Source organism: Microlunatus soli, from assembly GCF_900105385.1.
Lineage (GTDB): Bacteria > Actinomycetota > Actinomycetes > Propionibacteriales > Propionibacteriaceae > Microlunatus > Microlunatus soli.
Genome location: NZ_LT629772.1, coordinates 4,715,252 through 4,739,712, shown reverse-complemented (window position 1 = coordinate 4,739,712; position 24,461 = coordinate 4,715,252). Strand labels below are relative to the sequence as shown.

General features: G+C 67.9%; 26 protein-coding genes and 1 pseudogene. 8 read left to right on the top strand and 19 right to left on the bottom strand.

Annotated elements, in window-relative coordinates; all coding sequences use genetic code 11:
• Window positions 1-179 precede the first annotated feature (179 nt).
• The 6 genes and pseudogenes from BLU38_RS21635 to BLU38_RS21610 form a co-directional block, all read right to left on the bottom strand.
• Window positions 180-1,112: a diacylglycerol/lipid kinase family protein gene (locus BLU38_RS21635; RefSeq protein ID WP_157683606.1), complete on the bottom strand. Its 933-nt coding sequence runs from the start codon at window positions 1,110-1,112 to the stop codon at window positions 180-182.
• Entirely contained in the window at window positions 1,099-2,031 is a 933-nt protein-coding gene (gene tatC, locus BLU38_RS21630) for a twin-arginine translocase subunit TatC (protein ID WP_157683605.1), read from the bottom strand. The genes BLU38_RS21635 and tatC overlap by 14 nt, the downstream gene beginning before the upstream one ends.
• Window positions 2,032-2,344: 313 nt before the next feature.
• A pseudogene (tatA, locus tag BLU38_RS31845) lies at window positions 2,345-2,506 on the bottom strand (twin-arginine translocase TatA/TatE family subunit); the annotation flags it as partial.
• 84 nt (window positions 2,507-2,590) lie between these two features.
• On the bottom strand, window positions 2,591-2,833 hold the full coding sequence (locus tag BLU38_RS21620) for a hypothetical protein (protein ID WP_091527465.1): 243 nt from the start codon (window positions 2,831-2,833) through the stop codon (window positions 2,591-2,593).
• Window positions 2,834-2,922: 89 nt separating this feature from the next.
• A complete protein-coding gene (locus BLU38_RS21615) occupies window positions 2,923-3,894 on the bottom strand; it encodes a helix-turn-helix transcriptional regulator (protein ID WP_091527464.1) in 972 nt (323 codons plus the stop codon).
• Window positions 3,891-4,925 (bottom strand): helix-turn-helix transcriptional regulator, encoded by a 1,035-nt coding sequence (locus BLU38_RS21610; protein ID WP_091527463.1) that lies wholly within the window; start codon window positions 4,923-4,925, stop codon window positions 3,891-3,893. Before BLU38_RS21610 ends, BLU38_RS21615 begins: the two co-directional genes overlap by 4 nt.
• A gap of 140 nt (window positions 4,926-5,065) precedes the next feature.
• Between BLU38_RS21610 and gluQRS the strand changes: the two genes are divergently transcribed.
• From gluQRS to BLU38_RS21595, 3 genes are all read left to right on the top strand, one after another.
• Window positions 5,066-5,962, top strand: a complete 897-nt coding sequence (gene gluQRS / locus BLU38_RS21605; RefSeq protein WP_091527462.1) for a tRNA glutamyl-Q(34) synthetase GluQRS — start codon at window positions 5,066-5,068, stop codon at window positions 5,960-5,962.
• A gap of 81 nt (window positions 5,963-6,043) precedes the next feature.
• Window positions 6,044-7,186, top strand: a complete 1,143-nt coding sequence (locus tag BLU38_RS21600) for a DUF3866 family protein (RefSeq protein ID WP_091527461.1) — start codon at window positions 6,044-6,046, stop codon at window positions 7,184-7,186.
• Between the two features lie 38 nt (window positions 7,187-7,224).
• The gene (locus tag BLU38_RS21595; protein ID WP_091527460.1) at window positions 7,225-7,821 is read left to right on the top strand and encodes a GNAT family N-acetyltransferase; all 597 of its coding nucleotides are present in this window, start codon (window positions 7,225-7,227) and stop codon (window positions 7,819-7,821) included.
• Window positions 7,822-7,833: 12 nt separating this feature from the next.
• Here BLU38_RS21595 and BLU38_RS21590 read toward each other — a convergent pair whose 3' ends face one another.
• Entirely contained in the window at window positions 7,834-8,613 is a 780-nt protein-coding gene (locus BLU38_RS21590) for a winged helix-turn-helix transcriptional regulator (protein ID WP_231919977.1), read from the bottom strand.
• On the opposite strand from BLU38_RS21590, the gene BLU38_RS21585 reads away from it, so the two are divergent.
• Window positions 8,558-8,974, top strand: a complete 417-nt coding sequence (locus tag BLU38_RS21585; protein WP_231919976.1) for a DUF1761 domain-containing protein — start codon at window positions 8,558-8,560, stop codon at window positions 8,972-8,974. The two genes, BLU38_RS21590 and BLU38_RS21585, sit on opposite strands and share 56 nt — an antisense overlap.
• 90 nt (window positions 8,975-9,064) lie before the next feature.
• On the opposite strand, the gene BLU38_RS21580 is transcribed toward BLU38_RS21585, so the two are convergent.
• Window positions 9,065-9,661: an ArsR/SmtB family transcription factor gene (locus tag BLU38_RS21580; RefSeq protein WP_091527457.1), complete on the bottom strand. Its 597-nt coding sequence runs from the start codon at window positions 9,659-9,661 to the stop codon at window positions 9,065-9,067.
• 58 nt (window positions 9,662-9,719) lie between these two features.
• On the opposite strand from BLU38_RS21580, the gene BLU38_RS21575 reads away from it, so the two are divergent.
• A complete protein-coding gene (locus BLU38_RS21575; protein ID WP_091527456.1) occupies window positions 9,720-10,304 on the top strand; it encodes a dienelactone hydrolase family protein in 585 nt (194 codons plus the stop codon).
• Window positions 10,305-10,323: 19 nt separating this feature from the next.
• Here the strand turns inward: BLU38_RS21575 and BLU38_RS21570 are convergent, their stop codons facing one another.
• The 7 genes from BLU38_RS21570 to BLU38_RS21540 all read right to left on the bottom strand — a co-directional run bounded on the left by BLU38_RS21570 (window position 10,324) and on the right by BLU38_RS21540 (window position 17,167).
• Window positions 10,324-11,385, bottom strand: a complete 1,062-nt coding sequence (locus tag BLU38_RS21570; protein WP_231919974.1) for an FKBP-type peptidyl-prolyl cis-trans isomerase — start codon at window positions 11,383-11,385, stop codon at window positions 10,324-10,326.
• Window positions 11,386-11,573: 188 nt separating this feature from the next.
• The gene (gene pafA / locus BLU38_RS21565; protein ID WP_091527454.1) at window positions 11,574-12,944 is read right to left on the bottom strand and encodes a Pup--protein ligase; all 1,371 of its coding nucleotides are present in this window, start codon (window positions 12,942-12,944) and stop codon (window positions 11,574-11,576) included.
• Window positions 12,945-12,957: 13 nt separating this feature from the next.
• On the bottom strand, window positions 12,958-13,713 hold the full coding sequence (locus BLU38_RS21560) for a pseudouridine synthase (protein ID WP_091527453.1): 756 nt from the start codon (window positions 13,711-13,713) through the stop codon (window positions 12,958-12,960).
• A complete protein-coding gene (gene scpB / locus BLU38_RS32195; protein ID WP_331715048.1) occupies window positions 13,710-14,771 on the bottom strand; it encodes an SMC-Scp complex subunit ScpB in 1,062 nt (353 codons plus the stop codon). The genes BLU38_RS21560 and scpB overlap by 4 nt, the downstream gene beginning before the upstream one ends.
• On the bottom strand, window positions 14,764-15,744 hold the full coding sequence (locus tag BLU38_RS21550; RefSeq protein WP_231919973.1) for a segregation and condensation protein A: 981 nt from the start codon (window positions 15,742-15,744) through the stop codon (window positions 14,764-14,766). The genes scpB and BLU38_RS21550 overlap by 8 nt, the downstream gene beginning before the upstream one ends.
• Complete coding sequence (locus BLU38_RS32405; RefSeq protein ID WP_091527451.1) at window positions 15,741-16,319, bottom strand: hypothetical protein; 579 nt, start codon at window positions 16,317-16,319, stop codon at window positions 15,741-15,743. The genes BLU38_RS21550 and BLU38_RS32405 overlap by 4 nt, the downstream gene beginning before the upstream one ends.
• Window positions 16,304-17,167, bottom strand: coding sequence for a ParA family protein (locus BLU38_RS21540; RefSeq protein ID WP_407939714.1), 864 nt, complete (start codon window positions 17,165-17,167; stop codon window positions 16,304-16,306). The genes BLU38_RS32405 and BLU38_RS21540 overlap by 16 nt, the downstream gene beginning before the upstream one ends.
• Before the next feature lie 784 nt (window positions 17,168-17,951).
• Between BLU38_RS21540 and BLU38_RS21535 the strand changes: the two genes are divergently transcribed.
• The 3 genes from BLU38_RS21535 to BLU38_RS21525 are packed head-to-tail and all read left to right on the top strand — an operon-like array spanning window position 17,952 to window position 19,743.
• Window positions 17,952-18,572: a dihydrofolate reductase family protein gene (locus tag BLU38_RS21535; protein WP_091527450.1), complete on the top strand. Its 621-nt coding sequence runs from the start codon at window positions 17,952-17,954 to the stop codon at window positions 18,570-18,572.
• Between the two features lie 50 nt (window positions 18,573-18,622).
• Window positions 18,623-19,132, top strand: a complete 510-nt coding sequence (locus BLU38_RS21530) for an RNA polymerase sigma factor (RefSeq protein ID WP_091532921.1) — start codon at window positions 18,623-18,625, stop codon at window positions 19,130-19,132.
• Complete coding sequence (locus BLU38_RS21525) at window positions 19,132-19,743, top strand: methylated-DNA--[protein]-cysteine S-methyltransferase (protein ID WP_091527449.1); 612 nt, start codon at window positions 19,132-19,134, stop codon at window positions 19,741-19,743. The genes BLU38_RS21530 and BLU38_RS21525 overlap by 1 nt, the downstream gene beginning before the upstream one ends.
• Here the strand turns inward: BLU38_RS21525 and BLU38_RS21520 are convergent, their stop codons facing one another.
• From BLU38_RS21520 to BLU38_RS21505, 4 genes are all read right to left on the bottom strand, one after another.
• Window positions 19,744-20,664 carry a site-specific tyrosine recombinase XerD gene (locus tag BLU38_RS21520; RefSeq protein ID WP_269458131.1) on the bottom strand — a complete coding sequence of 307 codons (921 nt, stop codon included), beginning with the start codon at window positions 20,662-20,664 and terminating at the stop codon, window positions 19,744-19,746.
• A 35-nt stretch (window positions 20,665-20,699) separates the two neighbouring features.
• A complete protein-coding gene (gene ald / locus BLU38_RS21515) occupies window positions 20,700-21,815 on the bottom strand; it encodes an alanine dehydrogenase (protein ID WP_091527448.1) in 1,116 nt (371 codons plus the stop codon).
• 204 nt (window positions 21,816-22,019) lie between these two features.
• Window positions 22,020-22,706: an NUDIX domain-containing protein gene (locus tag BLU38_RS21510; RefSeq protein WP_407939620.1), complete on the bottom strand. Its 687-nt coding sequence runs from the start codon at window positions 22,704-22,706 to the stop codon at window positions 22,020-22,022.
• The gene (locus BLU38_RS21505) at window positions 22,703-24,427 is read right to left on the bottom strand and encodes a CTP synthase (RefSeq protein WP_231919972.1); all 1,725 of its coding nucleotides are present in this window, start codon (window positions 24,425-24,427) and stop codon (window positions 22,703-22,705) included. The genes BLU38_RS21510 and BLU38_RS21505 overlap by 4 nt, the downstream gene beginning before the upstream one ends.
• Window positions 24,428-24,461 lie beyond the last annotated feature (34 nt).

The window sequence follows — 24,461 nt, the reverse complement described above, 5'->3', positions numbered from 1 at the left end:
GGTGGCGCGGAACTGCGCGTACGCCTCGGATGGGCTGCTCGACCGGGCGGGGGAATCGGAGGGGGACGAATCACCCCGTTGCTCTGCGGACATCGCCGCCCACGGTACTCGGCGCCCATCCACGCTGACCCGTCAGTTTCTCCCCGACACGCCCGGCGTGTCGGGGAGAAACTGACGGGTCAGCGGGTTGGGATCGGGGGTAGGCAGACGCGGAGCGCGGCGGGGACCTGGCTGACCGTCAGCGGGGCGGCGCCGATCATCTCGCCGTCGCCGAACCCGACCAGGCCGGGGCCGTCGATGGTGATGTCCCGCACCCGGAGCAGCTCGACGCAGGGGTCGGAGACGAACTTCCCGGTGTACAGCGACGGCATCAGCCGCAACAGCGTCGGGCGGCCCACCGGATGGATGATGGTCACCTCGAGCAGCCCGTCGGACGGGTCGGCGTCGGGACAGATCCTGATCCCGCCGCCGTAGCTGCGGGTGTTGCCGACGGCGACCAGCATCGCGTCCAGGTCACGCCGTACGCCGTCGATGGTGAGCTGGTACTGCAACGGCTGGAAGGTCCGCAGCACGGCCATCAGGGCCAGCGGATAGCGGGCCGACCCCTTCGGCCAGTTCATGTCGTTGGCCCGCCGATTGACCAGCGCGTCGAAGCCGGTGGCGACGATGGTCCCGATGAACGCCTCACCGACCCGGGCCAGGTCGATCTGTCGCTCGTGGCCGGCCAGGATCACGTCCAGTGCCTTCAGCGGGTCCTCGCCGATGTCCAACCCGCGGCACAGGTCGTTGCCGGTGCCGGCCGGGATCAGGCCCAGCGTCGGTGCCGACGGCCCGGACAGCTGGGCGCGGGCCGCCTCGTTGACGCCCAGATGCAGGATCCCGTCGCCGCCCATCACCGCGACCACGTCGGCGGCGGAGTTGGCCGCCTTGTGGATCAGTTCCCGCGCCTCACCGAAGTCCCGGCTGAGCCAGATGTCCAGAGTGTGGCCGGCGTCGCGGATCCGTCCCGCGATCTCGGGCAGAACTTCCTGGGCACGGCCCTTACCCGCCGACGGGTTGACCACCAGCGCGACCCTGCCGGCCGCCCGTCGGCCAGGCTCAGGAGCGGTCATCGTCCTTGGCCGGGCCGGACGCGTCATCCGGCTTGGTCGTTGCCGGGCCGAGGCCGAGCAGATCGGCCACGGTCTGCTGGGTGGACGGCTCGGTGGCGTCCAGGTCGCGCCCCTCGAGCGCAGCCAGTGCCCGGTCGTTGGCGATGCCGCTGTTGGCGTCGACCCCACCGTCGACCCCACGCCTGGCCAGCGCGCGATCGTGGATGTGAGCGATGATCTCGGCGGCGATGTACAGGATCGTCATCGGAGCGGCCAGCATCAGCATCGAGATCGGGTCGGTCTGCGGCGTTGCCACCGCGCCGAACACGAAACAGGCGAAGATGATGAACGGCCGGGCCTTGGACAACTGCTTGGCCTTGACCACGCCGAGGAAGTTCAGACCGAGCACGAACACCGGCAGTTCGAATCCGGCACCGAACACGATCATGACGCGGATCAGGAAGGTCAGGAAGCCCTGCACGTCGAGCAGGTTGGTGATGGTGCCGGCGTCGGGGTTGAAGCCGATCATCACCGCGATCCCCTTCGGGATCACGAAGTAGGCCAGAGCCACACCGAACAGGAACAGCGGGATCGCCGCGCTCAGGAAGATCAGCGTCCACTTCTTCTCCTTGGCCATCAGGCCAGGGACGATGAACGCCCAGATCTGGTAGATCCAGATCGGTGAGGTGCCGATGATCGCCGCGATCAAGCAGGTCTTCAGCACCAGGGTGAACGAACTGCCGACGCCCTCGACGATGGTCTGCAATTTGATGTCGGGATGCTGTTCCTGGACGACCGCCTGGGCGATCTTGAACGGGTGCATGATCAGGTCGAACAACTGGGCGTTGAAGATGAACGCCACGATCAGTCCGACCGCGATCGCCAACACGATGATGACCAGGCGATATCGCAGTTCGCGCAGATGCTCGAACAGCGTCATGTTGCCGTCCTCCGGCATCGGAGGCGGCTTCAACCAGGCGAGGCTGAACCGGATCGGCCGGCCCCGGATGCTGAGTGCCACTACAGGGTTCGCGAGTGCTGGGCGCTACGCCTCAGGCGTCGCGGCGGGCCTCGGTCGGCTGGGTCGCGCTGCCGTAGGACTGTGTCGACTGCGTCGAGCTGCCACCGGACTGCTGCGCGCTCTGCTGTTGCGGCTCCTGCGGAGCCTGTTGCTGCTGCGCTCCGCCGACTGCCGGCGGATTCTGCTGCTGAGACTGCTGGTTCTGCGGCTCGACCACCTCGGCGTCGACGACGTCCTCGGACTTGTCGCCGCCGAGATTCTTGGTCTCTTCCTTGAACTCCCGGATCGCGCGACCGGTGCTCTTACCGAGCCCGGCCAGCCGGGCGCCGCCGAACAGCACCAGCACGATCACCAGAATGATGATCATCTCGGTGGGGCCGATCGGGAATGCCATCGGAGTCATGAAAGTCCTCATTTCGATCCAGTGCGGCTGCGGTTGGCCCTCCGCATCGGTGCCGAGGCCGCAACAGTGGCCATCCTACGTCGTCGAACGGCGCCGTCTGCGCCGAGCAGGTTGCAATCTGGTCTGCTTCACAGAATCCAAAGCTCCCTCGGGCACCTCGATTCCGGACGTGATCTCGAGGAACTGCTCGGCGCGGGCTCCCAGCACCTTCGCCTCGGCATAGACATCGGAGGCCTTGTGCGCCAGCCAGATCGCGTAGCTGACCACCATGATGAGGCCAACCACGGCGATGCCGCCGAACACGAATACCCAGATCACGACGCCACCCTAACCTCGTACCGATCCGGCACGCCATCGACTCAGTGTGCCGTCGACTCAGTGGGCCGTCGACTCAGTGGGCCGTCGACTCAGTGGGCCAGGGCGGCGTACTGGTCGAGTGCCTCGGTGGCGGCATCGGCGGCCGAGTCGCCGGCTCCCGCCGGCGACAGCACCCGTACGGCGCCGCCGAGCCGGAGCAGCAGGCTGCGCAGCCAGGCCGGATCGCTGATCCTCGTCGTCACCGTCAGCCCGCCGTCGGCCGCCTCGGCGACCTGCTCCATCGGGTAGTACTCCGCCACCCAGGCGGCACTGTGATCCAACGCCAGGGTGACCAGCGGAGCGTCCTTCAGGGCGTCGAACCAACCGCCGGACAGGTCCCGCAGCACCACGTCATGGTCGGCGACGTCGACATCGGTCATCCGTGCCTCGGCGATCCGGTCCAGCCGGAACGACCGCATCCCGTTCGCCGAGTAGCACCAGGCGTCCAGGTAGCCGTAGCCGTCCAGCACGAACACCCGCAGCGGATCGACGAAGCGATGCGTGGTTTCGGCGCGGGAAGCCACGTCGTAGGTCAGTTCCAGCCGCTTGCCTCGCCGGAACGCCTCGTTGACGGTGTCCTGCACCTCGTCGGCGCCGCCGGTGACCCGGACCTCGGCCCGGTCCGGAATCGAGCCGGCCACCGCCTGCAGCTTGTCCAACACCCGGTCGATCGCTGCCCGATCGCCCTGGGCAGCGACCCCGCGCAGCGTCCGCAGGGCCAGGATCAGGGCCAGTGCCTCATCGGCGGACAGCCGCAGCGGCCGGGTCAGATAGTCGGCGTTGGACAGGTGGATGACGCCCTCGCCGTCGACCGCGTCCATGTCGATGTCGATCAGGTCGCCCGGGCTCAGCCCCGGCAGCCCACACATCCACAGCACGCCCAGATCGTCGCGGATCCGCTGCGAGGTGACCCCGAACGCCTCCGCGACGTCGGCGATGGGGATACCGTCGTGTTCCCGCAGGTACGGGATCAGGCTGAGCAGCCGGCGGACCTGGGACTGCGAGGTCTGTGCACTGGTCATGACTGCTGCTCCTGCCGGGGTGCGACGCCGACCACCGGTTCGCGGTAGCGCCGCGGTGTGGAACGGGTACCGGAGACCGCACTCAGCCGCTCGATCACCGCGGCGCGCAGCTCGGCCGGCTCGAGCACCACCACGTCGGCCGCGTAACCGGCCAGTTCCTCACCGATGAACGCCGGGTCGGCGTACCCGACCTCGACCACCTCGAAACCGTTCGGCCACCGGATCTCCAGCGTTGCCAGCCGGTCGGCATCCAACGGACGGCCCCGACGACGGACTCCCGGTGCCTTGCCCGGTCGGACCGCGACCAGGGCCGTCGCATGGGCCTCCTCGGGCGCCAGCGAGCGGGCCAGCCGGCGCAGGTCGAGATCGGCCGGGACCTCGTAGGCGCCGTCACGGGATACCCGCCGCGGCAGCGTGATGATCCGGGACAGCTTGAACATCCGGACCGCGTTGCGATCGGTGTCGTGACCGACCACGTACCAGCGACCCTTGTTTGAGGTCAGGCCCCAGGGCTCCAGGGTCCGGGTGCCGCGGCCGCGGTAGTCGAAGGTCACCCGGGCCCGGTCCAGGACCGCGCTCCAGAGTGGTTCGAACGCCGGCTCATTGGCGGTGACATTGGGCTCCAGGGCGGAAAGTTGCGAGGTGTCCGGCTCGATACCGGCGGCACGGAGTTTGGCCAGCGCGCTGCGGGTGGACTCCGCGACCGACGTATGCCGCCAGGACCGGGCCGCCACACCGACCACCGCCGCCTCCTCGGCGTCCAGTTCGATCGGCGGCAGTTCGAAGTCGGTACGCTCGATCCGGTAGCCCGGCTCGTCGTCGAACATCGCATCGAAGGAGCCGACCTGGAGCGGGATCCCGAGCCGACGCAGCTCCTCCTTGTCCCGCTCGAAGGTGCGCTCGAACGCCTGGTCGGTCAGGTCGTGATAACCCTCGACGATCTCCCGGATCCGGCTTTTGGGCAGGTAGTTCCGCGTGACCAGCAGGCAGATCGTCAGGTTGAGGATCCGCTCGGTCTTCCGCGGTGCCATCAGGGCTCCTCAGGTGGCGGCCGGGTGAGAATTCGCACGCTATCATCACACAGGAGTTCGATTATCGCGACACTCGGAGTCGGCCCGTCGACCGCGACGCGGGCACCCTTCCGGCGACACACACCGGTACGCTCGCCGGTGTGACCCGCGGCCGGTATGCACCCAGCCCGACCGGAGATCTGCATCTGGGCAATCTGCGGACCGCGGTGCTTGCCTGGCTCTTCGCCCACTCCGATCCGGATGGCGAACTGCTGTATCGGATCGAGGATCTGGACGCCTCCCGGGTGCGGCCCGGGCTGGCCGACCGACAACGTGCCGACCTGGAGTCCCTCGGACTCACCTTCGATCCGCCGACCGTCGTCCAGTCCGACCGTTTCACCGCATACGACGAGGCGTTGCGCCGGCTGACCGACCGTACGTTCCCCTGCTTCTGTACCCGCCGGGAGATCGCCGAGGCCGCATCGGCACCCCATGCGACCGCGGGACGCTATCCCGGCACCTGCCGATCCCTGACCGCCACCGAGCAGGCAGTACGCGGCCGCGACCGAACGCCGGCGATCCGATTGCGGGCCGAGTCGGCCCCGGTCACCGTCACCGACCTGCTGCACGGCGAGGTCACCGCCGTGCCCGACGACATCGTGCTGCGCCGCAACGACGGCGTCGCGGCCTACAACCTGGCGGTGGTCGTCGACGACGCCGGGAGCGGGGTCGACCAGGTGGTCCGCGGCGACGACCTGTTGGAATCCGCGGTCAACCAGAGCTATCTCGCCGACCTGCTCGGGTTTCCTGCCCCGACCTACGCCCACGTGCCGCTGGCCCTGAACGCCGACGGTCGCCGACTGGCCAAACGGGACGGCGCGGTCACGCTGGCCGACCTCGCTGTCCGGGGCGTCGACCCGGGCGACGTGCTGACCATGATCGCGGTCTCCCTCGAGCTCGCCGTACCCGGCGAATCGGTCACCCTCGCCGACCTGCGGCAACGCTTCGATCCAGCTGCCCTCCCCCACCGGCCTTGGATCGTGTCCCCCGGCTCCTGAGCCGGCCGGAAGGACGCGATCGCAACCGCGCAGATCCTGTCCTTCGACAAGCTCAGGACTCTTCGCACTAGGCTCGGCCGGGTGATCATCTGGGCTGAAGGAACAGTGGCCACGGTCGGCGACCGCTGGTCCGGTGCGCTGGAGGTCACCGTCGACGCCGACGACGGTCGGAGCTTCCGGTCGCTGGCCTATCTCGATCTGGTGGCCGAACCGCGAGTGGGTGATCGGGCGGTGATCAACATCGCCGCCGTCGAACAGCGCCTCGGCACCGGCGGCTATGCGTTGGTGGTCGCTGTGCTTGATCAACACGGCCGCTTGACCGGACAGCCACCCGCGCCGCGCGGCCACCTGGTCAAGGCGCGGTACACCCCCACCCAGGCGATGATCAACGGCGTCGACGAGCAGGGTGCGCCGTACCATGATCAACTCGACGCCGCCGATGATCTTGACGGGCTGCCGGTGATCGTCGCCGACCTGCATTCGGCACTGACGCCGATCATCGCCGCGCTGCGCTACGACCGGGCCCGAAACGCAGGCCATGATCAACTTCCGCGGGTCGCCTATCTGATGACCGACCAGGCAGCCCTTCCGTTGGCCTTCTCCAAGACCGTCGCCGCGTTGCGGGAGGCCGGCTGGCTGGCCGCGACGATCACCTGCGGGCAGGCCTACGGTGGTGACTTCGAGGCGGTCAACGTGCACTCGGGTCTGCTGGCCGCGAAGATCGCGGCCGCGGCCGATGTGGTGCTGATCACTCAAGGGCCCGGCAATCTCGGCACCGGCACCCGATGGGGCTTCTCCGGCACCGGTGTCGGAGAAGCGATCAATGCTGCGGAGGTGCTCGGCGGCCGGCCGATCGGTTCACTGCGGATCTCCAGCGCCGACCCGCGGCCGCGACACCGCGGGGTCTCCCACCACAGTCTGACCGCCTACGGCAAGGTAGCGCTGCGGCCGGCCGACATCGCCGTGCCCGACTTCTCCGACGTCTCGGCGTTGTCCGGCATTCGCGACCTCTCCACGCTGCCCCGGCTGGCACCGCGGATCGATGAGGCGGTAGCCGGCCTGGGCCAGGTCCATCGGCTGCACCGGGTCCCCCTGGACGGCCTGGACCAGGCTCTCGCCGAGACGCCGGTGCGGCTGTCCAGCATGGGCCGCGACCTGGACGCCGACCCGGCCTACTTCCTGGCCGCCGCGGCGGCGGGCCGGCTGGCCGCCGACCGGTTCTGACGCGGACGGAGCCCCTCGAATCGTTGTACGTTGCCGACATGTCCGACTACACGATCAAGGCACTGACGCCGGAGACGTTCGACGACTTCGCCGCGCTCGTCGAGCGCAACAAGGGCATGTTCGCCAGCTGCTGGTGTACGCACTTCCATCCCGACTGCGCGGAGAAGCGGCAGAGCGCAGAGGGGAATCGGGCGCTCAAGCAACGTCTGGTGGCCGAGGGAATCGCCCACGCCGCCCTGGTCTACGACGGCGACCAGGCGGTCGCCTGGGCAGAGTACGGAACGCCCGATGAGCTGCCCAACATCCATCACCGCAAGGAGTATCTCGCCACCACCGATCAACTTCCCGACTACCGGATCACCTGCATCCTGGTCGAGCGTGATCATCGCGGTCAGGGACTGGCTGCGGCCGCGCTGCGCGGCGCCGTCGAGCTGATCGCCGACGCCGGCGGCGGCCGGGTCGAAGGCTATCCGCACGACACCGGCGGGGTCCGGAAGAAGAACTCCTCCTTCCTCTACAACGCGACCCGGACGATGTACGAGCGCGAGGGCTTCAGCTACGACCGACCCAAGGGTCAGGGCAACTGCGTGATGGTCCGCGAGGTCGCCGGCCGAGGTGCTCGAGATTCGCGGTGAGAACTTCGCCGATCACCCACCCGTTCCTCGCGCGAAGATCGTACGGAGGATGTCGGGCTCGCCGGTGAATTCGCCGCTGTCCACGGCCTGATCGATCGTCATGCCGCCAGCAGCGAGAGCGACAACCACGTCCGAGCTGGCGGTGAGGACCGACTCCGGCTGGTCGCCGGGTCGGATGTGGGCGCTCGGGCCGTCTGCATCGACGCGCAGCACCATCAGGGATCCGTCGGTCTCGATGCCCAGCTCCACCGGTGGGTTCGCCGTCGTCCCCCGCAGCAGGGCGGGCAGCGCGAGCGTCAGCCAGCGTGGCTGAAAGGTGTCGTCGCCGCGGCCGGACGCGAGCAGCGGCGTACCCCACCGCCCGAGCGCCTCCATCGGCTCGCGCAGCTCGGCACCCCAAGACGTGAGACCGTAGACGACACCCGCCCGGTCCAGCTGTCGCTCGACGATCCCGTTGTCTTCCAGCGTCCGCAGTCGTGACGCCAGCAGATTCGTCGCAATCCCCGCCAGCGAGCCCTTCAGGTCGGTGTAGCGCATCGGACCGGGAAGCAGCTCTCGCACGATCAGCAGCGACCACCGCTCGCCCACGACGTCCAAGGCGCGAGCCAGTGCGCAGAACTGCCGGTAGCTGCGTTGACCCTTCGGAGCCAGCTTGACCGGGGTCTGGTTGACGTCTTCCATCATGCTTGATTGTATCAACCACGGTGATTCGGTCGTCGAGCAGAGGAGATCTTCCGTGGCAGGCACCAGCTGGTTGGCCGTCGTGGCCGCGATCGTGGTCGGGATGGCCATCGCCTGGGTCTGGTACAGCGATTGGGGGCTCGTCGGTCCGACCTGGCGGAAGCTGACCGGCGTGACCAAGGAGGACTCGGCGCGAGTCGGCAAACGGCCGTTCGTGGTCCTGGTGGCATCGATCATCGTGACGGCGCTGACAGTCGCCGCCGCCTGCTCGGTCACCTCCGCCCACGTCGGGAGCGACGCGCTCTGGATCGATCTGACCGTCGGGTTCACGCTGTGGCTCGGCTTGTCGCTGTCCACCCTGGCCCAACACAACGGATTCGAGCAGAAGCCGACTCGACTGACCCTGATCAACGGCGCCTACCAACTCGCGCTGTTCCTGGGCATGGCCTTGGTCATCGGACTGGTGCCGTAACCCCGACGCCCGCCGAGTTACTCGAGGTTCGCGTTGGAAATCTCGACGATCTGCCACCCTTTGCTCGAGCAACTCCTCGGAGCGCCGTGCTCAGTCCTTCTTGTCGGGGAGGACCGGGTAGTCGGGGATCGGGTAGAGGCCGACGGTCAGGCCGTACCCGACGTCGCCGGAACGCGGTAGTCGTTCGAAGTCGCTGACCAGGTCGGCGACCCGGGTCCAGAATTCTGCGGCCCGTTCTTGGGGGATCCGGACGTGTCGGGTCAGCGACCGCAGCTGCCCACCCCGGTAGGCGGCCGAGGATTCGGTGGCGGCGGCCTCGAAGTCGTTGATGTCGGCCGGCTGGTCGGGACCGCCGACCCGGCGGCCGAGACCGATGTAGAACATCCGGGCGGTCCGGCCGTAGTAGCGCTCCTCGATCGCCCGCACCCGGCGGGTTCGGACCACCCGGAGCAGGCCGGCGTCGGCCAGCACGCCGACATGGTGGGCAACGGTGCTCTTCGGGCGGCGTACCGCGGTCGCCAGCTCGGTGACCGTGGCCGCCCGCTCATGCAGCAGCCCGAGGATCGTGGTCCGCAGTTCGTCACCGATCGCCCGGACCTGATCGGCGGTGGTCAGCTCGAGCCGGTCGGCCAGCTCGTAGTCGGGCACCTGATCGGATGGCCCGGAGTCGGGAACGTTGACGGTCATAGCCGGATCAGACTAACATCGCAGAACGTTCGAAATATTTGGATCATTGGGGGCGGTCATGGCCGACATCGTTCTGTTTCATCACGCTCAGGGTTTGACGGCGGGGGTGGTTGCCTTCGCCGACACGCTCCGGTCCGCCGGACACACGGTGCATACCCCCGACCTGTACCAGGGGCAGACCTTCGCCGATCTGGACAGCGGTATCGGCTACGCGCGGGAGACCGGCTTCGACGTGATCGGCGAACGTGGCCTCGCTGCCGCCGATGCCGTCGGCGGCGAGTTGGTGTACGCGGGATTCTCGCTCGGCGGGATGCCGGCACAGGAACTGGCCCAGACCCGTCCCGGTGCCCGCGCGGCGTTGCTGTTCCACAGCTGTGTCCCGGTCACCGAGTTCGGCGACCGCTGGCCGGAGGACGTTCCGGTCCAGGTGCACGGGATGGAAGCCGATCCCCTGTTTGCCGAGCCCGGCGGTGATCTTGATGCCGCGCGGGCACTGGTGGCGTCGACGCAGCAGGCGGAGTTGTTCCTCTACCCCGGCGACCGGCACCTGTTTGCCGACTCCTCGCTGGCGGCCTACGACCAGCAGGCCACTCGGCTGCTGACCGACCGGTCGCTGCAGTTCCTGGCCGCGCTCGATCGCTGAGCTCGCTGAAGGGCCGAGATCACTGACCTGCTTGGGAGAACAGGATGTCGACCACCATCACCACGGTGTCGTCGGGACCGATCCCCTGGGTCCTGTCCTCGTACTTGTAGGCGGTCTTCGGCGGGAACACCATCACCACCCGACTGCCGACGGTCTGCCCGACCATCGCCTTCTGCATCGCCTTGTTACGTTCCGGCACGAAGGCGCCGGTACTCGGATCCTGCTGCGGGGCGAACGGCTTGGCCCAGCTGTCGTCGACGACCTTGCCGTTCTTCCACAACACGGTCACCGAACGGGTGGTGACATTGTCGGTGGAGGCGACCTTGGCGCCGGTGCCGGTGATCAGCGGCTCGACCGTGGTCTTGGTCGGCGGATCGCTCTTCGGGATCGTGACGGTCGGTTTGTCGTCCTTCATCGCCACCGTCGGCAGACCGCTCTTCGGCTTGTTCTCCTTGCCTTCGGCGCTCTTCAGCGTGGTCGCCTCGATGTCGACCACGAAGATCAGGCTGTCGCCGACGTTGATCCCGGCCTGCGGGTTGCCGCCCGATGAGTCGTACCCGTCCGGTCCGGTCATCGCGATCAGCACCCGATCACCGACATGCTTGCCGACCAGGCCGGTCTTGAAGCCGGCGATCACACCGTTCATCGGGAACGACACCGGCTTGCCGTTGGCGAACGAGCTGTCGAACGTCTTGCCGGTCCGGCCATCGACGCCGACGTAGTTCACCGTCACCGACCCGGACTCCAGGACCTCTTCGCCGGAACCCTTCTTCAGCACCTTGGACTGGGTCTTGTTGATCGCCCACGGGTGCTTGAAGGAGATCGTCGGCTTGTCGCCGTAGTCGCCCTTGACGGTGATCCCGTCGAGGTTGCTCGACGGCTTGACCGACGCCGACGGGCTGGCGCTGGGCGAGGCTTTGGTTGCGGAGCTGGTCGGCTTGGCCGACGCGCTGGGACTGCCCTTCGGTGCGGGATCGTCCTTGCCACAGGCCCCCAAGACCGTCAGGCTCGCGGCGACCGCGGCGGTGACCAACAGTTTTGCCAGCTGACGCGGTCGGGTCGGGGTTGTCAGCGTTCTCACGCGCTTAGGCCTCACTTCGTAGTTCCTCGGGATCCGGACCAGACCCTACCTGCTCCCCGAGCCCACCTTCACAGCCCTTCGACAAGCTCAGGGCTCCACTCCCCTCCTGCACGAGCGAGCACGCCCGAAGCAACCACGCCCGGGGGCCCAAGGGGGTCGTCCCCCGTGCTCATGACACGCCCCCGTGCTCATGACTTGTGCATGCTGGCGATCAGCCGATCGACGCGTTCGTCGGAGGATGCGAACGGGTCCTTGCAGAGAACGGTCCGCTGCGCCTGATCGTTCAGTTTCAGGTGCACCCAATCGACGGTGTAGTCGTTGCGCCCCTCCTGGGCGCGTCGGATGAAGTCGCCGCGCAGCTTGGCCCGGGTGGTCTGCGGCGGCACCGACTTGGCCCGGAAGATGGCCGGGTCGGTGGTCACCCGGACCGCAGAACCGCGCCGCTCCAGCATGCTGAACACACCCCGCCCGCGGCGGATGTCGTGATAGGCCAGATCCAGCTGCGCGATCCGCGGGTCGGCAAAGCTCAGCCCGTGCTTGGTGGAGTACGCGTCCAGCAGCTTGAGCTTGATCGCCCAGTCGATCTCGGTGTCGATCAAGGACAGCTTGTCCTCCTCGATCGCCCGGATCGCCCGCTCCCACAGATCAAGCACCCGCATCGTGGTGGTGGTTTCCAGACCGCGGGCGGAGACGAATTCCGACACCTTCTCCAGGTAGGCGCGTTGCAGGTCCAGAGCGCTGATCTTGCGGCCGTTGGCCAACGCCACCTGGACCCGGCCGGTCCGGTCCCGGCTGATGTCGCGGATCGCCCGGATCGGGTTCTCACAGGTCAGGTCGCGCATCGGCACGCCGGCCTCGACCAGTCGCAGCACCAGCTCGGTCGCCCCGACCTTGAGCAGGGTGGTGGCCTCGCTCATGTTGGAGTCGCCGACGATCACGTGCAGCCGGCGGTAACGTTCCGGGTCGGCGTGCGGCTCGTCGCGGGTGTTGATGATCGGACGGGACCGGGTGGTGGCGCTGGAGACCGATTCCCAGATGTGCTCGGCCCGCTGGGAGACCGAATACTCCGCTCCCCGTACGGTGGTCAGCACCTTGCCGGCACCGCAGATCAGCTGCCGGGAGACCAGGAACGGCACCAGCACGTCGGTGATCTTGGAGAAGTCGCCGATCCGGCTGATCAGGTAGTTCTCGTGGCAGCCGTAGGAGTTCCCGTGGCTGTCGGTGTTGTTCTTGAACAGGTAGATGTCGCCGGTGATGCCCTCGGCGGCCAGCCGCTGTTCGGCGTCGATGATCAGATCCTCCAGGATCCGTTCGCCGGCCTTGTCATGGGCGATCAGCTCGGTCAGGTTGTCACACTCGGCGGTCGCGTACTCGGGGTGCGAGCCGACGTCGAGGTAGATCCGGGAACCGTTGCGCAGGAAGACATTGCTCGACCGGCCCCAAGTGACCACCCGTCGGAACAGGTAGCGCGCCACCTCGTCGGGGGTCAGCCGCCGGCTCCCGCCGGAGGTGCAGGCGACGCCGTACTCGGTCTCCAGACCGAAGATCCGTCGATCCATCTGGATGTCCCGGTTACCGCTCGATCAGATCGAGCAGCTTGCCCAGCTCGTCGGATTCGAGTTCGCGGAGTTCCCCGGGCCGCAGGTTGCCCAACTTGACCGGGCCGATCGAGACCCGGGACAGCCGTCTGACCGGGTGACCGACGGCATCCAGCATGCGTCGCACGATGCGGTTTCTCCCTTCGTGCAAGGTAATGGTGACCATGCTACGTTCCGCGGTGGCCGATACCAGGCGTACGTCCTCGGCGCGTACCGGTCCGTCTTCCAGGGTCAACGGTTTGCGCAGCTTGCTCAAGGTGGCCCGATCCACGCTGCCGACCACCTCGGCGACATAGGTTTTCGGCACCTCGTAGGACGGATGGGCCAGCCGGTGGGCGAACTCGCCGTCGTTGGTCAGGATCAGCAGGCCCTCGGTGTCGGCATCCAGCCGGCCGACGTGGAAGAGCCGTTCCTTGCGACCCTCCAGATACTGCGCCAGTGTCGGTCGACCCTCCGGATCGTCCATCGTCGACACCACGCCGCGCGGCTTGTTGAAGACCAGGTAGACGTGTCGGCGGGGCGGCGGGATGCGTTTGCCGTCGACCCGGATCGCGTCGGTGTCGGGGTTGACCCGCATCCCCTGGACGGTGACGATCTTGCCGTTCACCTCGACCCGACCCTGCGCGATCAGCTCCTCGCTGCCCCGTCGGGAGGCGATCCCGGCGGCAGCGAGCACCTTCTGCAGCCGGACGCCCTCGGCGTCCCGACCGGCCTCACCGTTGTCGGTCACGCCCGATTCTCCTCGTCCTGATCAACGGCGTCTCCCTGGTCCACGCTGCTCTCCTGGTCCACGCCGTCCTGGTCCACGCCGTCCTGGTCCACGCCGTCCTGGTCCAGGTCATCCGGGGCCAGGTCATCCGGGGCCAGGCCGAGTTCCGGCTCGTCGGGCAGCGCATCGTTGTCCGCCGACGGCTCCGGATCGGGGACCACGGCCAGCTGACCCAACTCCGCCTCCAGCTCGGTGGCTTCCGGCAGGTACGGCGCGATCTCGGGCAGCTCGTCCAGCGACTGCAGGCCCATCCGCTCCAGGAAGTAGTCGGTGGTGGCGAACAGCGTCGCTCCGGAGTCCTCCGACCCGATCTCGGTGATCAGGTCGCGGGTCAGCAGTGTCCGCATCACACCGTCGACGCTGACCCCGCGCACCCCGGAGACCCGGGAACGGGAGACCGGCTGCAGATACGCGATCACGGCCAGCGTCTCCAACGCAGCCTGCGACAGTTTGGCGTGCTGACCTTCCAGCACGTAGCCGCTGAGCAGTTCGGCGTGTTGCTCCCGGGTGTAGTAGCGCCAGCCGCCGGCGACAGCGCGCAGCTCGAACCCGCGACCGGTCTCGTCGTAGAACCGGACCAGCTCGCCCAGCGCTTCGGTGACGTCGGCGGTCGGCGTGTTCAGCGTCGCCGCCAGCGCCGTCTCGCTGATCGGCTCGTCGGCGACCAGCAGCAGGGCTTCCAGCGCGCTCTGCAACTCCTCCGGCGTCCGCGTCGGCTCCGCGGCGATCATCGGTTCCTCGGGCCGGGATGCGTCGTCGGCTTCGGTCCCTTCGTCCGGCGCAGGGTTCTCCGACGCAGGCACGTCGGGCCGCTCAGCGGGAGCTCCGTCGGATCCTTCGGTCGGCGTCTCGACCGACTCCTCGGTGGGCACCCTGTCGGATTCCTCGGTCGGCACCTCGCCCGGTTCCTCGGTCGGCACCTCATCTGGGACCTCGGCAGCGACGTCACCAGGGCCCTGAGCCTGTCGAAGGGCAGGGTCCCGTTCCTCGGTGATGTCCTCGTCGTACTGGTCAGTCATCGCTGCCTTCGTTCTCGGTGGTGCTGTCATCATCGTCCGGTTGCTCAGGTGGCGTGTCGAACTCGTCGGAGATCGTGACCTGTTGATCGGCGCTTCCGGTCCACCGGATGGTCAGCGCATCCAAGGGGGTCGGCTGTTCGAAGCTGATCGCCTTCTCCCGGAACAGTTCCAGCAACGCCAGGAACCGGCAGACGGTGGTGATCCGATCCGGGGAATCCTTGGTCAGCTCGGCGAAGGTGAGCTGCCCGGTGATCTTCAGCCGGTCGACGATGATGCCGCCCTGTTCGCGAACGGTGACCGCCGGGCTGTGCAGGTGGGCCAGCGACACGACATCGGCCTGCTTCGGCGTCATCGCCCGGGCGGCGAGCTCGGCGAACCGTTCGAGGCTGATCTTGATGGTGATCTCGGGCAGCAGCTTGGTCAGCCAGTCCTCCAGGCCGGCGGTGCGTGGCCGCCGCCGGGCCTGGACCTCCAGTTGTTCGCCGAAGCCGGCGGCGATCTGCTTGAAGGCGCGATACTGCAGCAGCCGGGCGAACAGCAGGTCCCGGGCCTCCAGCAGCGCCAGGTCCTCGGGATCGGTGACCTCACCGCTGGGCAGCAGCCGGGCGGCCTTCAGATCCAGCAGCGTGGCTGCGACCACGATGAACTGGCTGGTCTGTTCCAGGTCCCAGTCGTCGCCGGCGGCCTTGATGTGGGCGATGAATTCGTCGGTCACCCGGGACAGGGCCACCTCGGTGATGTCCAGCTTGTGCTTGGAGATCAACTGCAGCAACAGGTCGAACGGGCCCTCGAAGTTGGTCAACCGGACGCTGAAGCCGCCGTCGGTCCGACCGTTGTCGCCCTCATCGATCTCGAGCTGACCCGAAACCTCCTGGCCCGAAACCTCCTGGCCCGAAGCGTTCTGGCCCGCGTCGTTCGGCTGCAGGTCGATCTGGTCGGGGTCGTCCTGCATCGGGCCACTGGAAGCCGTCACGGTTGGGACAACCTTCGGACGAGCTCGGATTCGGGGCCTCGCTCGGCCAGGTCGCCGAGCGCCATCGCCAACGCTGCCCGGACGATCCGACCGCGGTCGACCGCCATCCGGTGCTCCGCCCGCAACGACAGCCGGGCGCGTTCGAGATCCAGCAACTCGTCATTGCTGACGTAGACGGTGATCTTCTCGTCGTGTCGGACCCGTCCACTGCCCGAGCGGCGACCGGTTCGCTGCTCGGGGGTGATCGGCGACCGTGCCGGCGATGTTGCGGGGCCGGACTCGGACGGGGATTCATCGGACGGGGATTCATCGGGCGGGGATTCTGCGGCCGTCGGCCGGGGCTCCGGCTGCTGTCGCCCGCCGGCATCCTGACGGCCCTCGGCCTGCCCCGGGTTCCCGACCTGCACCGAATTCGCGGGCTGACCAGATCGGTCGGCCTCGACCGGTGCGCGTTCGGGCTCGGCGTCGGCGACCCGTTCGTCGACCCGTTCGTCGTCTCGGCGACCGGAACGACGCTCCGCCGGCGTGGTACGGAAGAGTTCGGCCGCCCCGGGAAGGCTTACCCGACGAGGCATCGCGCGAGTACCTCTCGGGCGAGCATCCGGTAGGCGCCGGCACCGGGCGAGTCGGACGCGTAGGTGGTGATCGGTTCACCGGCGACGGTGGTCTCGGGAAATTTGATCGTGCGCCGGATGACCGTGTGGAACACGGTGTCACCGAAGGCCTGCACCACCCGTTCCAACACCTCGCGACTGTGCAGGGTCCGCGGGTCGTACATGGTGCCCAGGATGCCGAGCATGTCCAGGTCGGGGTTGAGCCGCTCCTGCACCTTCTCGATCGTGTCGGTCAACAGCGCGACCCCCCGCAGGGCGAAGAACTCGCACTCCAACGGGACCAGCACCTTGTCCGCCGCGGTCAGGGCGTTGATCGTCAGCAGCCCCAACGACGGCGCGCAGTCGACCAAGATCACGTCGTAGTCGCCGCGGACCTTCTCCAACACCCGCAGCAGGGTCTGCTCGCGAGCGACCTCGGACACCAGTTGCAGCTCGGCAGCGGACAGGTCGATGTTGCTGGGCAGGATGTCCATCCCGTCCACCGAGGTCGGTTCGATCACCTCGTCGGGGGTGACGTCGCGTCCGAGCAACAGGTTGTAGACACTGACCTCGAGATTGTGCGGATTGACCCCGAGCCCGACCGACAACGACCCCTGCGGATCGAAGTCGACCAACAGCACCTTGCGGCCGAGTTCGACCAACGAGGCACCCAGATTGATCGTCGTCGTGGTCTTGCCGACGCCGCCCTTCTGGTTACACATCGCGATGATCATCGCCTTGCCGCCGGTCGGTGGCGGAAAGTCGGTCGGCAGCTCCGGCCAGGGCCGACCCGTCGGTCCCAACTCGGGCTCCGCCGGTTGCGGGAACAAACCGCCGTCGGAGTCACTGCCCGCCGGGTGCTGACCCGGCGGCTGCGGTTCCTCGGCCTGTCGTGCCACCGGATCCTGCTGCTGGGGCGGCTGGGGCTCGCGCGAGCCGGGGTCCTCGGGAGTCCGATCGGTTCCGGTCCCGCTCTGCTGCCCCGGTGGGTTCTGCACGGGTGCACTCGATTCGGATGCATTCGATTCGGGCGCACTCGGCTCAGCTGTGCCGGACGGTTCTGGCGGCACCACGAAAGTGGCACCGGAGTGTCCATCGGTGGCCGGGTCGTACAGCGCCTGCGTGGGGCGGACGAACGGGTTGCCGTCCGGTTGGGCCGACGGCCGATCGGCAGGTCGTCCGTAGGACGAGTCGGGTTGCGGCGGCTGTCCGTCCGGCTGTGTCGGGTGTTCGGTGTCAGCGGATTGGGGTCCCGCGGTTCCTGCCTCGCGTGGATCCTGCGATTCCTGCACCGATCCTCCTGTTCCCCGCCCGGCGGCATGGCTGCGACACACCGCGACCGTTCGATCTCTCTGGCAACGTTCCGGCAGAGCCTAGTACGAGCCCACCTCCCGCTGCAGCCCGCGCCGATCGGCGGCGCTGCCTCCGATCGGCCGACGATCCCACAGATGTCGAGGTTCCGGTGCGTCGGGCGGCCATCGACGAAGGCAAACCTGACACCGTGCTGCGCCCGCATGACGAGATTCCCCATCCGGGCGCTGTCGATCCACTCGATCACGACTCGTGTCAGAGGTGACCGGCCGCACCTGCGGACCCGACCGAACAGGAGCAGACATGCGCACGATCCACGTCACGATGAGCGTCACCCTGGACGGCGTCGTCCAGGGGCCCGGACGAGCCGATGAGGACACCCGCGACCGCTTCCGCCACGGCGGCTGGGGTACCGGCTACACCGACCAGGTGATGGCCGAGGAGATAGCCACCGGTATGAGCCGCCCGGGAGACCTGCTGCTCGGCCGCCGCACCTGGCAGGACTTCAGCACCGCCTGGGGCGGACGGCAGGACGGCAATCCGTTCAGTGCCCACCTGGACAACGCCACCAAATACGTCGTCTCGACCACGCTCGACGATGCCGATGCCTGGCAGAACTCGATCCTGCTCCGCCCCACCCGCCATCGGCCCGACGGGAACGTGACCAGCACGATTGCGGCCCTGAAGGCGGAGCCGGGGCCGGACCTGTCGGTGATCGGCAGCGCTTCGCTGGTCCGCACCCTGCACAGCGCCGGCCTGGTCGACCGTTACACGCTGCTGATCCATCCCCTCGTCCTCGGTGCCGGCAGCCGGCTCTTCGACACCTCGGGCCGGTACGCCGAGCTCAGCCTGACCGACAGCACCGTGACCACGACCGGCGTGATCATCGCCCACTACCGGGTGGCCGGGCACGGCGACGTCTGAGACCCTGACCTCACGTTCGCCGCACCCGGAGCGTCTACCAGGTGATGACCATGACAGAACCGTTCGAGCAGGTGGTGCAACGCCACGGCGCAGCGGTGTTGCGGATCTGCCGCGCCCTGCTCGGCCCGGGCCCCGACGCCGACGACGCGTGGTCGGAGACCTTCCTGGCAGCTCTGCGAGCCTGGCCCGACCTGGACCCGGCGACCAACGTGCAGGCCTGGCTGATCCGGGTCGCCGGACGCAAGGCGATCGACATCACCCGAACCAGAGCCCGACACGCGGTGCCGACCGACGCACCACCGGAACGCGAGTCCCGGCTCGGAAATCCGGACCCGGAGGCCACCGAACTGTGGGCCTTTGTCGGTGCCCTGCCCGAACGTCAACGACTCGCGGTCGCCTACCACTACCTCGGCGGGCTGCCGCACACCGAGACCGCCGAACTGATCGGCGGCACACCGCAAGCCGTTCGCCGCGCCGCCGCGGACGGGATCAGAGCGCTACGCACCAAGTACGGCGACCCGACCCGGACCAGCGGCAAGACACCGAAGAGAGCACCCTGATGAACACAGCAGCAGAACGCAGCACCCTGACCGAACAACTACCGATCGACCCGGCACAGCTGGCCGCATTGCACGAACGACTGGTCGCCCGCGCCGACCATGACAGCCTGATCGCCATCGCCTACCGCACCATCGACACCCCGGTCGGCGGGCTGCTGTTGGCCGCCACCGAGCAGGGCCTGGTCCGGGTGGCCTACCAGCAAGAAGGATTCGACACCGTGCTGGACGCGCTGTCGACCAAGATCAGCCCGCGCATCCTGGCCGCTCCGCAACGGCTCGACGTCGTCGCTCGCGAACTGGACGAGTACTTCGCCGGCGACCGACACAGCTTCGACGTTCCCCTCGACCTGAGCCTGTCGACCGGCTTCCGACAGACCGTGCAGCGCTACCTGCCCAAGATCGACTACGGCCGGACCCAGACCTACCAACAGGTCGCTGAACGGGTCGGCAATCCGAAGGCCGTTCGCGCGGTCGGCACGGCCTGTGCGACCAACCCGCTGCCGGTGGTCGTTCCGTGCCACCGGGTACTGCGCACTGACGGCACCCTGGGTGGCTACATCGGAGGCGAGACGGCGAAATCGACCCTGCTCGACCTCGAGCGGGCGGCATGATCAACGGGCTCGGGGATGCGCGGTCAGGTAGACCTCGCGCAGATGATCAACGGTGACCAGGGTGTAGATCTGGGTCGTGGTCACCGAGGCGTGCCCGAGCAGCTCCTGCACCACCCGGACATCGGCACCGCCGTCCAGCAGATGGGTGGCGAACGAATGCCGCAGGGTGTGCGGAGAGATGTCGATCTTCAGATCGGCCCGCTCGGCGGTCTGCTGCATGATCAACCACGCACCCTGCCGGGACAGTCGACCACCGCGGGCGTTGAGCAACAACCCGGGTGTACCGCGCCCCCGCCGGGCCAGGTCCGGGCGGCCACGGACCAGATAGTCGGTGACAGCCTTCTTGGCGTAGCGGCCGAGCGGCACGAAACGTTCCTTGTTGCCCTTGCCGATCACCCGCAGGCCGCCGACCTCATCCGGTTCGGACAGCAACCCGGAGAGCTCGTCGACATCCAGCCCGACGACCTCGGAGATCCGGCCCCCGGTCCCGTAGAGAAGTTCCAGCAGCGCGGTGTCCCGCAGCGCCAACGGCGTCTCGGTGCCCGGGGCGGCCAACAGGGTCTGGACCGCGTCCAGCGGCAACGCCTTGGGCAGCCGCCGGGCCGGCCGTGGCGGCTTCAGCTGCGCCGCCGGATTCTGCTCGGTAACCCCTTCCTCGGCCGCAAACCTGTGCAGCCCGCGGACCGCCGCCAACGCCCGGGCGGCGCTCGACTGGGCGAGCGCCGGATAACGATCGGGTACCCCCTCGGCCAAGCTCACGGCGTAGCCGGTCAACGTCGACGACTCGATGTCCCGCGGCTCGGTGATTCCTTGATCATCGAGGTAGGCCGCGTACCGGGCAAGATCACGCCGATAGCCGGCGACGGTGTGCTCGGACAGGCCACGTTCGACCGCCAGATGATCAAGGTAGGAGTTGATCAACCGCTCGGTCCTGCTGGTCGGGCGCACGCGGGCCGTCAGCCGAGCAGCTGCTCGATCGGCAGCACCGGCAGCTCGTGCACATCGGCGACCGACGGATAGGTCACCTGACCGTCGTAGGTGTTCAGCCCCTTGGCCAAGGCCGGATCGGCGCGGAGGGCCTCCCGCCATCCCTTGTCCGCAAGGCTGATCGCGTACGGCAGGGTCACGTTCGTCAACGCGAAGGTCGAGGTGTTCGGCACCCCGCCGGGCATGTTCGCCACACAGTAGAACACCGAATCGTGCACCGTGTAGGTCGGTTCGGCATGGGTGGTCGGCCGGGAATCGGCGAAGCAACCACCCTGATCGATCGCGATGTCGACCAGGACACTCCCGGGCTGCATCCTGCTGACCAGCTCGTTGCTGATCAAGGTCGGTGCCTTGGCACCCGGCACCAGGACAGCCCCGATCACCAGATCGGCATCGAGCACCGCTCGTTCGATCTCATAGGCGTTGGAGGCGACGGTCTGCAGATGGCCACGGTAGATCTTGTCGGCCTGCCGGAGTCGTTCGATGTTCTTGTCCAAGATCAACACCTCGGCGTGCATCCCGAGTGCGATCGCGGCCGCGTTCATCCCGGAGACACCGGCCCCGATCACCACCACCTTGGCGGCGTAGACACCCGAGACGCCACCCATCAGCACGCCACGGCCACCGCCGGATCGCATCAGGTGGTAGGCACCGGCCTGCGGCGCCATCCGGCCCGCGACCTCGCTCATCGGTGCCAGCAGCGGCAGCGAACTGTCCGGCAACTGCACCGTCTCGTAGGCGATCCCGGTCACCTTGTGGTCGAGCAAGGCCTGGGTGCACTCCCGGCTGGCGGCCAGGTGCAGATAGGTGAAGAGCACCTGCCCTTCCCGCATCCGGTGGTACTCGTCCTTGATCGGCTCCTTGACCTTCAAGATCAACTCGGAGTCTCCCCAGACGTCGTCGGCACTCTCGACGATCTTGGCACCTGCCTGCGCATACTCCTCGTCGGTGATCGACGAGCCGGCACCGGCACCTGCCTCGACCAGGACGTCATGGCCGTGCGTGGTGAACTCCTGGACGCCGGCCGGAGTGATCGCGACCCGATACTCCTGGCTCTTGATCTCGGTGGGTACGCCAACCTTCATCCCAGTTCCCTCCGCTCGCCATCGACACCCGGTGAGGCGAGCATATCCACCGCACCGGCCGATCCACGAAGGAATCCCCAGTCGCGACCCCGCCGGGACGCGAAATCTGCCGGTCCGCGGCACGGCGCGACCGCAGCACGGCCGAGAGGTTCGAGACCGCGTTGGCCCGGGTGCACCGCAAGACCACCGGCGGATGTGTGTCGGTCAGTAGCGGGTCTGGCGCTGGAACATCTGCTCCCGCGCCGGCCACGGAGCATCGGCTGGGCGCAGGTTCTCGAAACCGCCGCGGGTCTTGGCGGTCCAGGCGGCGAGCACACCGACCACCAGCGTCGGGCTGTGCAGTCGGCCGGCCAGCACGGCATCGACCAGATCCTCCAACGCGGCCCAGACGATGTCCATGTGAGCCTCCTCGCCGTGCTTGACGAAGCCTTCCGGGGCCGGCGCCGGGGACAGACCGCGGGCCAGGTACATCCGCATGCTCTCGCTCAGCCCGCCGGGAGAGGTGAACTCCTCCACCAGCACCCGCCAGTCGTCGGCCGCCAATCCGACCTCCTCGGCCAGCTCACGGGCGGCGCCGGCGCGGTAGTCCTCGCCGTCGACGTCGAGCAGTCCGGCAGGGGGTTCGATCAGCCGGTGGCGTACCGGGTGCCGATACTGCCGGACCAGCGCGACACGTTCGTCGGCGTCCAGGGCGATGATCCCGACCGCTCCCGGATGCAGGGTGAACTGGCGTTCCAGGACGTCCTCGTCGGGGGTCAGCACCTGCTCCTGGACGAAGGTCGACACCGCGCCCGCTGCCAGTACCTCCGCGGAACGGACCGGCCAGGACTCGGCCGTGTCCACCAGTTCGTCGGCGGAGATGATCACCTGGTCGGACGGGACGGCCGTCACGCCTTGTCCCCGTCCACCGGGAGCCTGGTTGCGAGCTTGCGCTCCAGGGCGGCCTCCACCAGGCCGACGAACAGCGGGTGTGGCTCGGTCGGACGGGACTTCAATTCCGGGTGTGCCTGGGTGGCGACGAAGTAGGGGTGCAGTGCCTTGTCCAGCTCGACGAATTCGACCAGCGTCGAGTCCGGCGAGGTGCCGCTGATCGTCAACCCCGCCTCTTCCAACTGCGGACGGTAGCTGTTGTTGACTTCGTAGCGGTGTCGGTGCCGTTCGCTGACCTCGGTGGAGCCGTACAGCTTGGCCACGATGCTGCCGCCGGCCAACTGCGCCGGGTAGGCACCGAGCCGCATCGAACCGCCGAGATCTCCGTCACCGGAAACGATCTTGATCTGCTCGGCCATCGTCGCGATCACCGGATACTCGGTGTCGGGCGTGAACTCGCTGGAATCGGCGCCGGTCAGGCCTGCCAGATTGCGGGCCACCTCGATCACCATGCACTGCAACCCGAGGCAGAGCCCGAGGATCGGGATCCGTTGGGTGCGGGCGAACTCGATCGCACCGACCTTGCCCTCGACACCGCGGATGCCGAAGCCGCCCGGCACACAGATGCCGTCCACGTCGCCCAGCGCGTGGGCCGCACCCTCGGGGGTCTCGCAGTCGTCGGATCGGACCCAGCGGACGTTCACCTTGGCCCGGTTGGCGAAGCCGCCTGCCCGCAGCGCCTCGACCACCGACAGGTACGCGTCGGGCAGGTCGATGTACTTGCCGACCAGCGCGATGGTGACCTCCTCCTTCGGGTTGTGCACCCGGTCCAGCAGGTCGTTCCAGCGGGTCCAGTCGACGTCCCGGAACCGCAGGTCGAGCTGCCGCACCACGTAGGCGTCCAGCCCCTGTCCGTGCAGCACCTTGGGGATGTCGTAGATGCTCGGGGCGTCGATGTTCTCGATCACGCCCTGCTCGTCGACGTCGCACATCAGCGAGATCTTCCGCTTCACCGAGTCCGGGATCTCCCGGTTGGCGCGGCAGACGATCGCGTCGGGCTGGATGCCGGCCTGCCGCAGCGCGGCCACCGAGTGCTGGGTCGGCTTGGTCTTCAGCTCCCCACTCGGACCGATGTACGGCAGCAGCGAGACGTGCAGGAAGAAGACGTTGGTCCGACCGACCAGGTGTCGGACCTGACGCGCCGCTTCCAGGAACGGCTGGGATTCGATGTCGCCGACGGTACCGCCGATCTCGTGGATCACGACGTCGATGTGACCGGAGGAATCGCTCCGATCGGCCGCATCCGGGGTCCGAGGGGTCTGCGCGTGACCATCCCCGGCCATCCGCAGCATCTGATCCATGATCTCGTTGGTGATGTGCGGGATCACCTGGACGGTGTCGCCGAGGTAGTCGCCACGACGTTCCTTGGCGATCACGGTGGAGTAGACCTTGCCGGTGGTGACATTGGCGTCGCCGGACAGGTTGCGGTCCAGAAAGCGTTCGTAGTGGCCGACGTCCAGGTCGGTCTCCGCGCCGTCCTCGGTGACGAACACCTCGCCGTGCTGGAACGGGTTCATCGTGCCGGGGTCGACGTTCAGGTACGGGTCGAGCTTCTGCATCGTGACCCGGAGACCGCGAGCGACCAACAGGCTGCCCAGACTGGACGCCGTCAGGCCCTTGCCCAGAGAGGAGGCGACCCCTCCGGTGACGAAAACGTGCTTGGTCGGCGAAGGAGTATCCACGGAGTTCCAGCCTAAGTCTCGATCGGTCATTTCG

Excerpts from the sequence above, each read along its gene's own strand:
- BLU38_RS21635 (WP_157683606.1), bottom strand. The coding sequence starts at position 1,112 with ATGACCGCTCCTGAGCCTGGCCGACGGGCGGCCGGCAGGGTCGCGCTG.
- tatC (WP_157683605.1), bottom strand. The coding sequence starts at position 2,031 with ATGACGCTGTTCGAGCATCTGCGCGAACTGCGATATCGCCTGGTCATC.
- BLU38_RS21615 (WP_091527464.1), bottom strand. The coding sequence starts at position 3,894 with ATGACCAGTGCACAGACCTCGCAGTCCCAGGTCCGCCGGCTGCTCAGC.
- BLU38_RS21610 (WP_091527463.1), bottom strand. The coding sequence starts at position 4,925 with ATGGCACCGCGGAAGACCGAGCGGATCCTCAACCTGACGATCTGCCTG.
- BLU38_RS21595 (WP_091527460.1), top strand. The coding sequence starts at position 7,225 with ATGTCCGACTACACGATCAAGGCACTGACGCCGGAGACGTTCGACGAC.
- BLU38_RS21590 (WP_231919977.1), bottom strand. The coding sequence starts at position 8,613 with ATGGCCATCCCGACCACGATCGCGGCCACGACGGCCAACCAGCTGGTG.
- BLU38_RS21580 (WP_091527457.1), bottom strand. The coding sequence starts at position 9,661 with ATGACCGTCAACGTTCCCGACTCCGGGCCATCCGATCAGGTGCCCGAC.
- BLU38_RS21575 (WP_091527456.1), top strand. The coding sequence starts at position 9,720 with ATGGCCGACATCGTTCTGTTTCATCACGCTCAGGGTTTGACGGCGGGG.
- pafA (WP_091527454.1), bottom strand. The coding sequence starts at position 12,944 with ATGGATCGACGGATCTTCGGTCTGGAGACCGAGTACGGCGTCGCCTGC.
- scpB (WP_331715048.1), bottom strand. The coding sequence starts at position 14,771 with ATGACTGACCAGTACGACGAGGACATCACCGAGGAACGGGACCCTGCC.
- BLU38_RS32405 (WP_091527451.1), bottom strand. The coding sequence starts at position 16,319 with ATGCCTCGTCGGGTAAGCCTTCCCGGGGCGGCCGAACTCTTCCGTACC.
- BLU38_RS21535 (WP_091527450.1), top strand. The coding sequence starts at position 17,952 with ATGCGCACGATCCACGTCACGATGAGCGTCACCCTGGACGGCGTCGTC.
- BLU38_RS21530 (WP_091532921.1), top strand. The coding sequence starts at position 18,623 with ATGACAGAACCGTTCGAGCAGGTGGTGCAACGCCACGGCGCAGCGGTG.
- BLU38_RS21525 (WP_091527449.1), top strand. The coding sequence starts at position 19,132 with ATGAACACAGCAGCAGAACGCAGCACCCTGACCGAACAACTACCGATC.
- ald (WP_091527448.1), bottom strand. The coding sequence starts at position 21,815 with ATGAAGGTTGGCGTACCCACCGAGATCAAGAGCCAGGAGTATCGGGTC.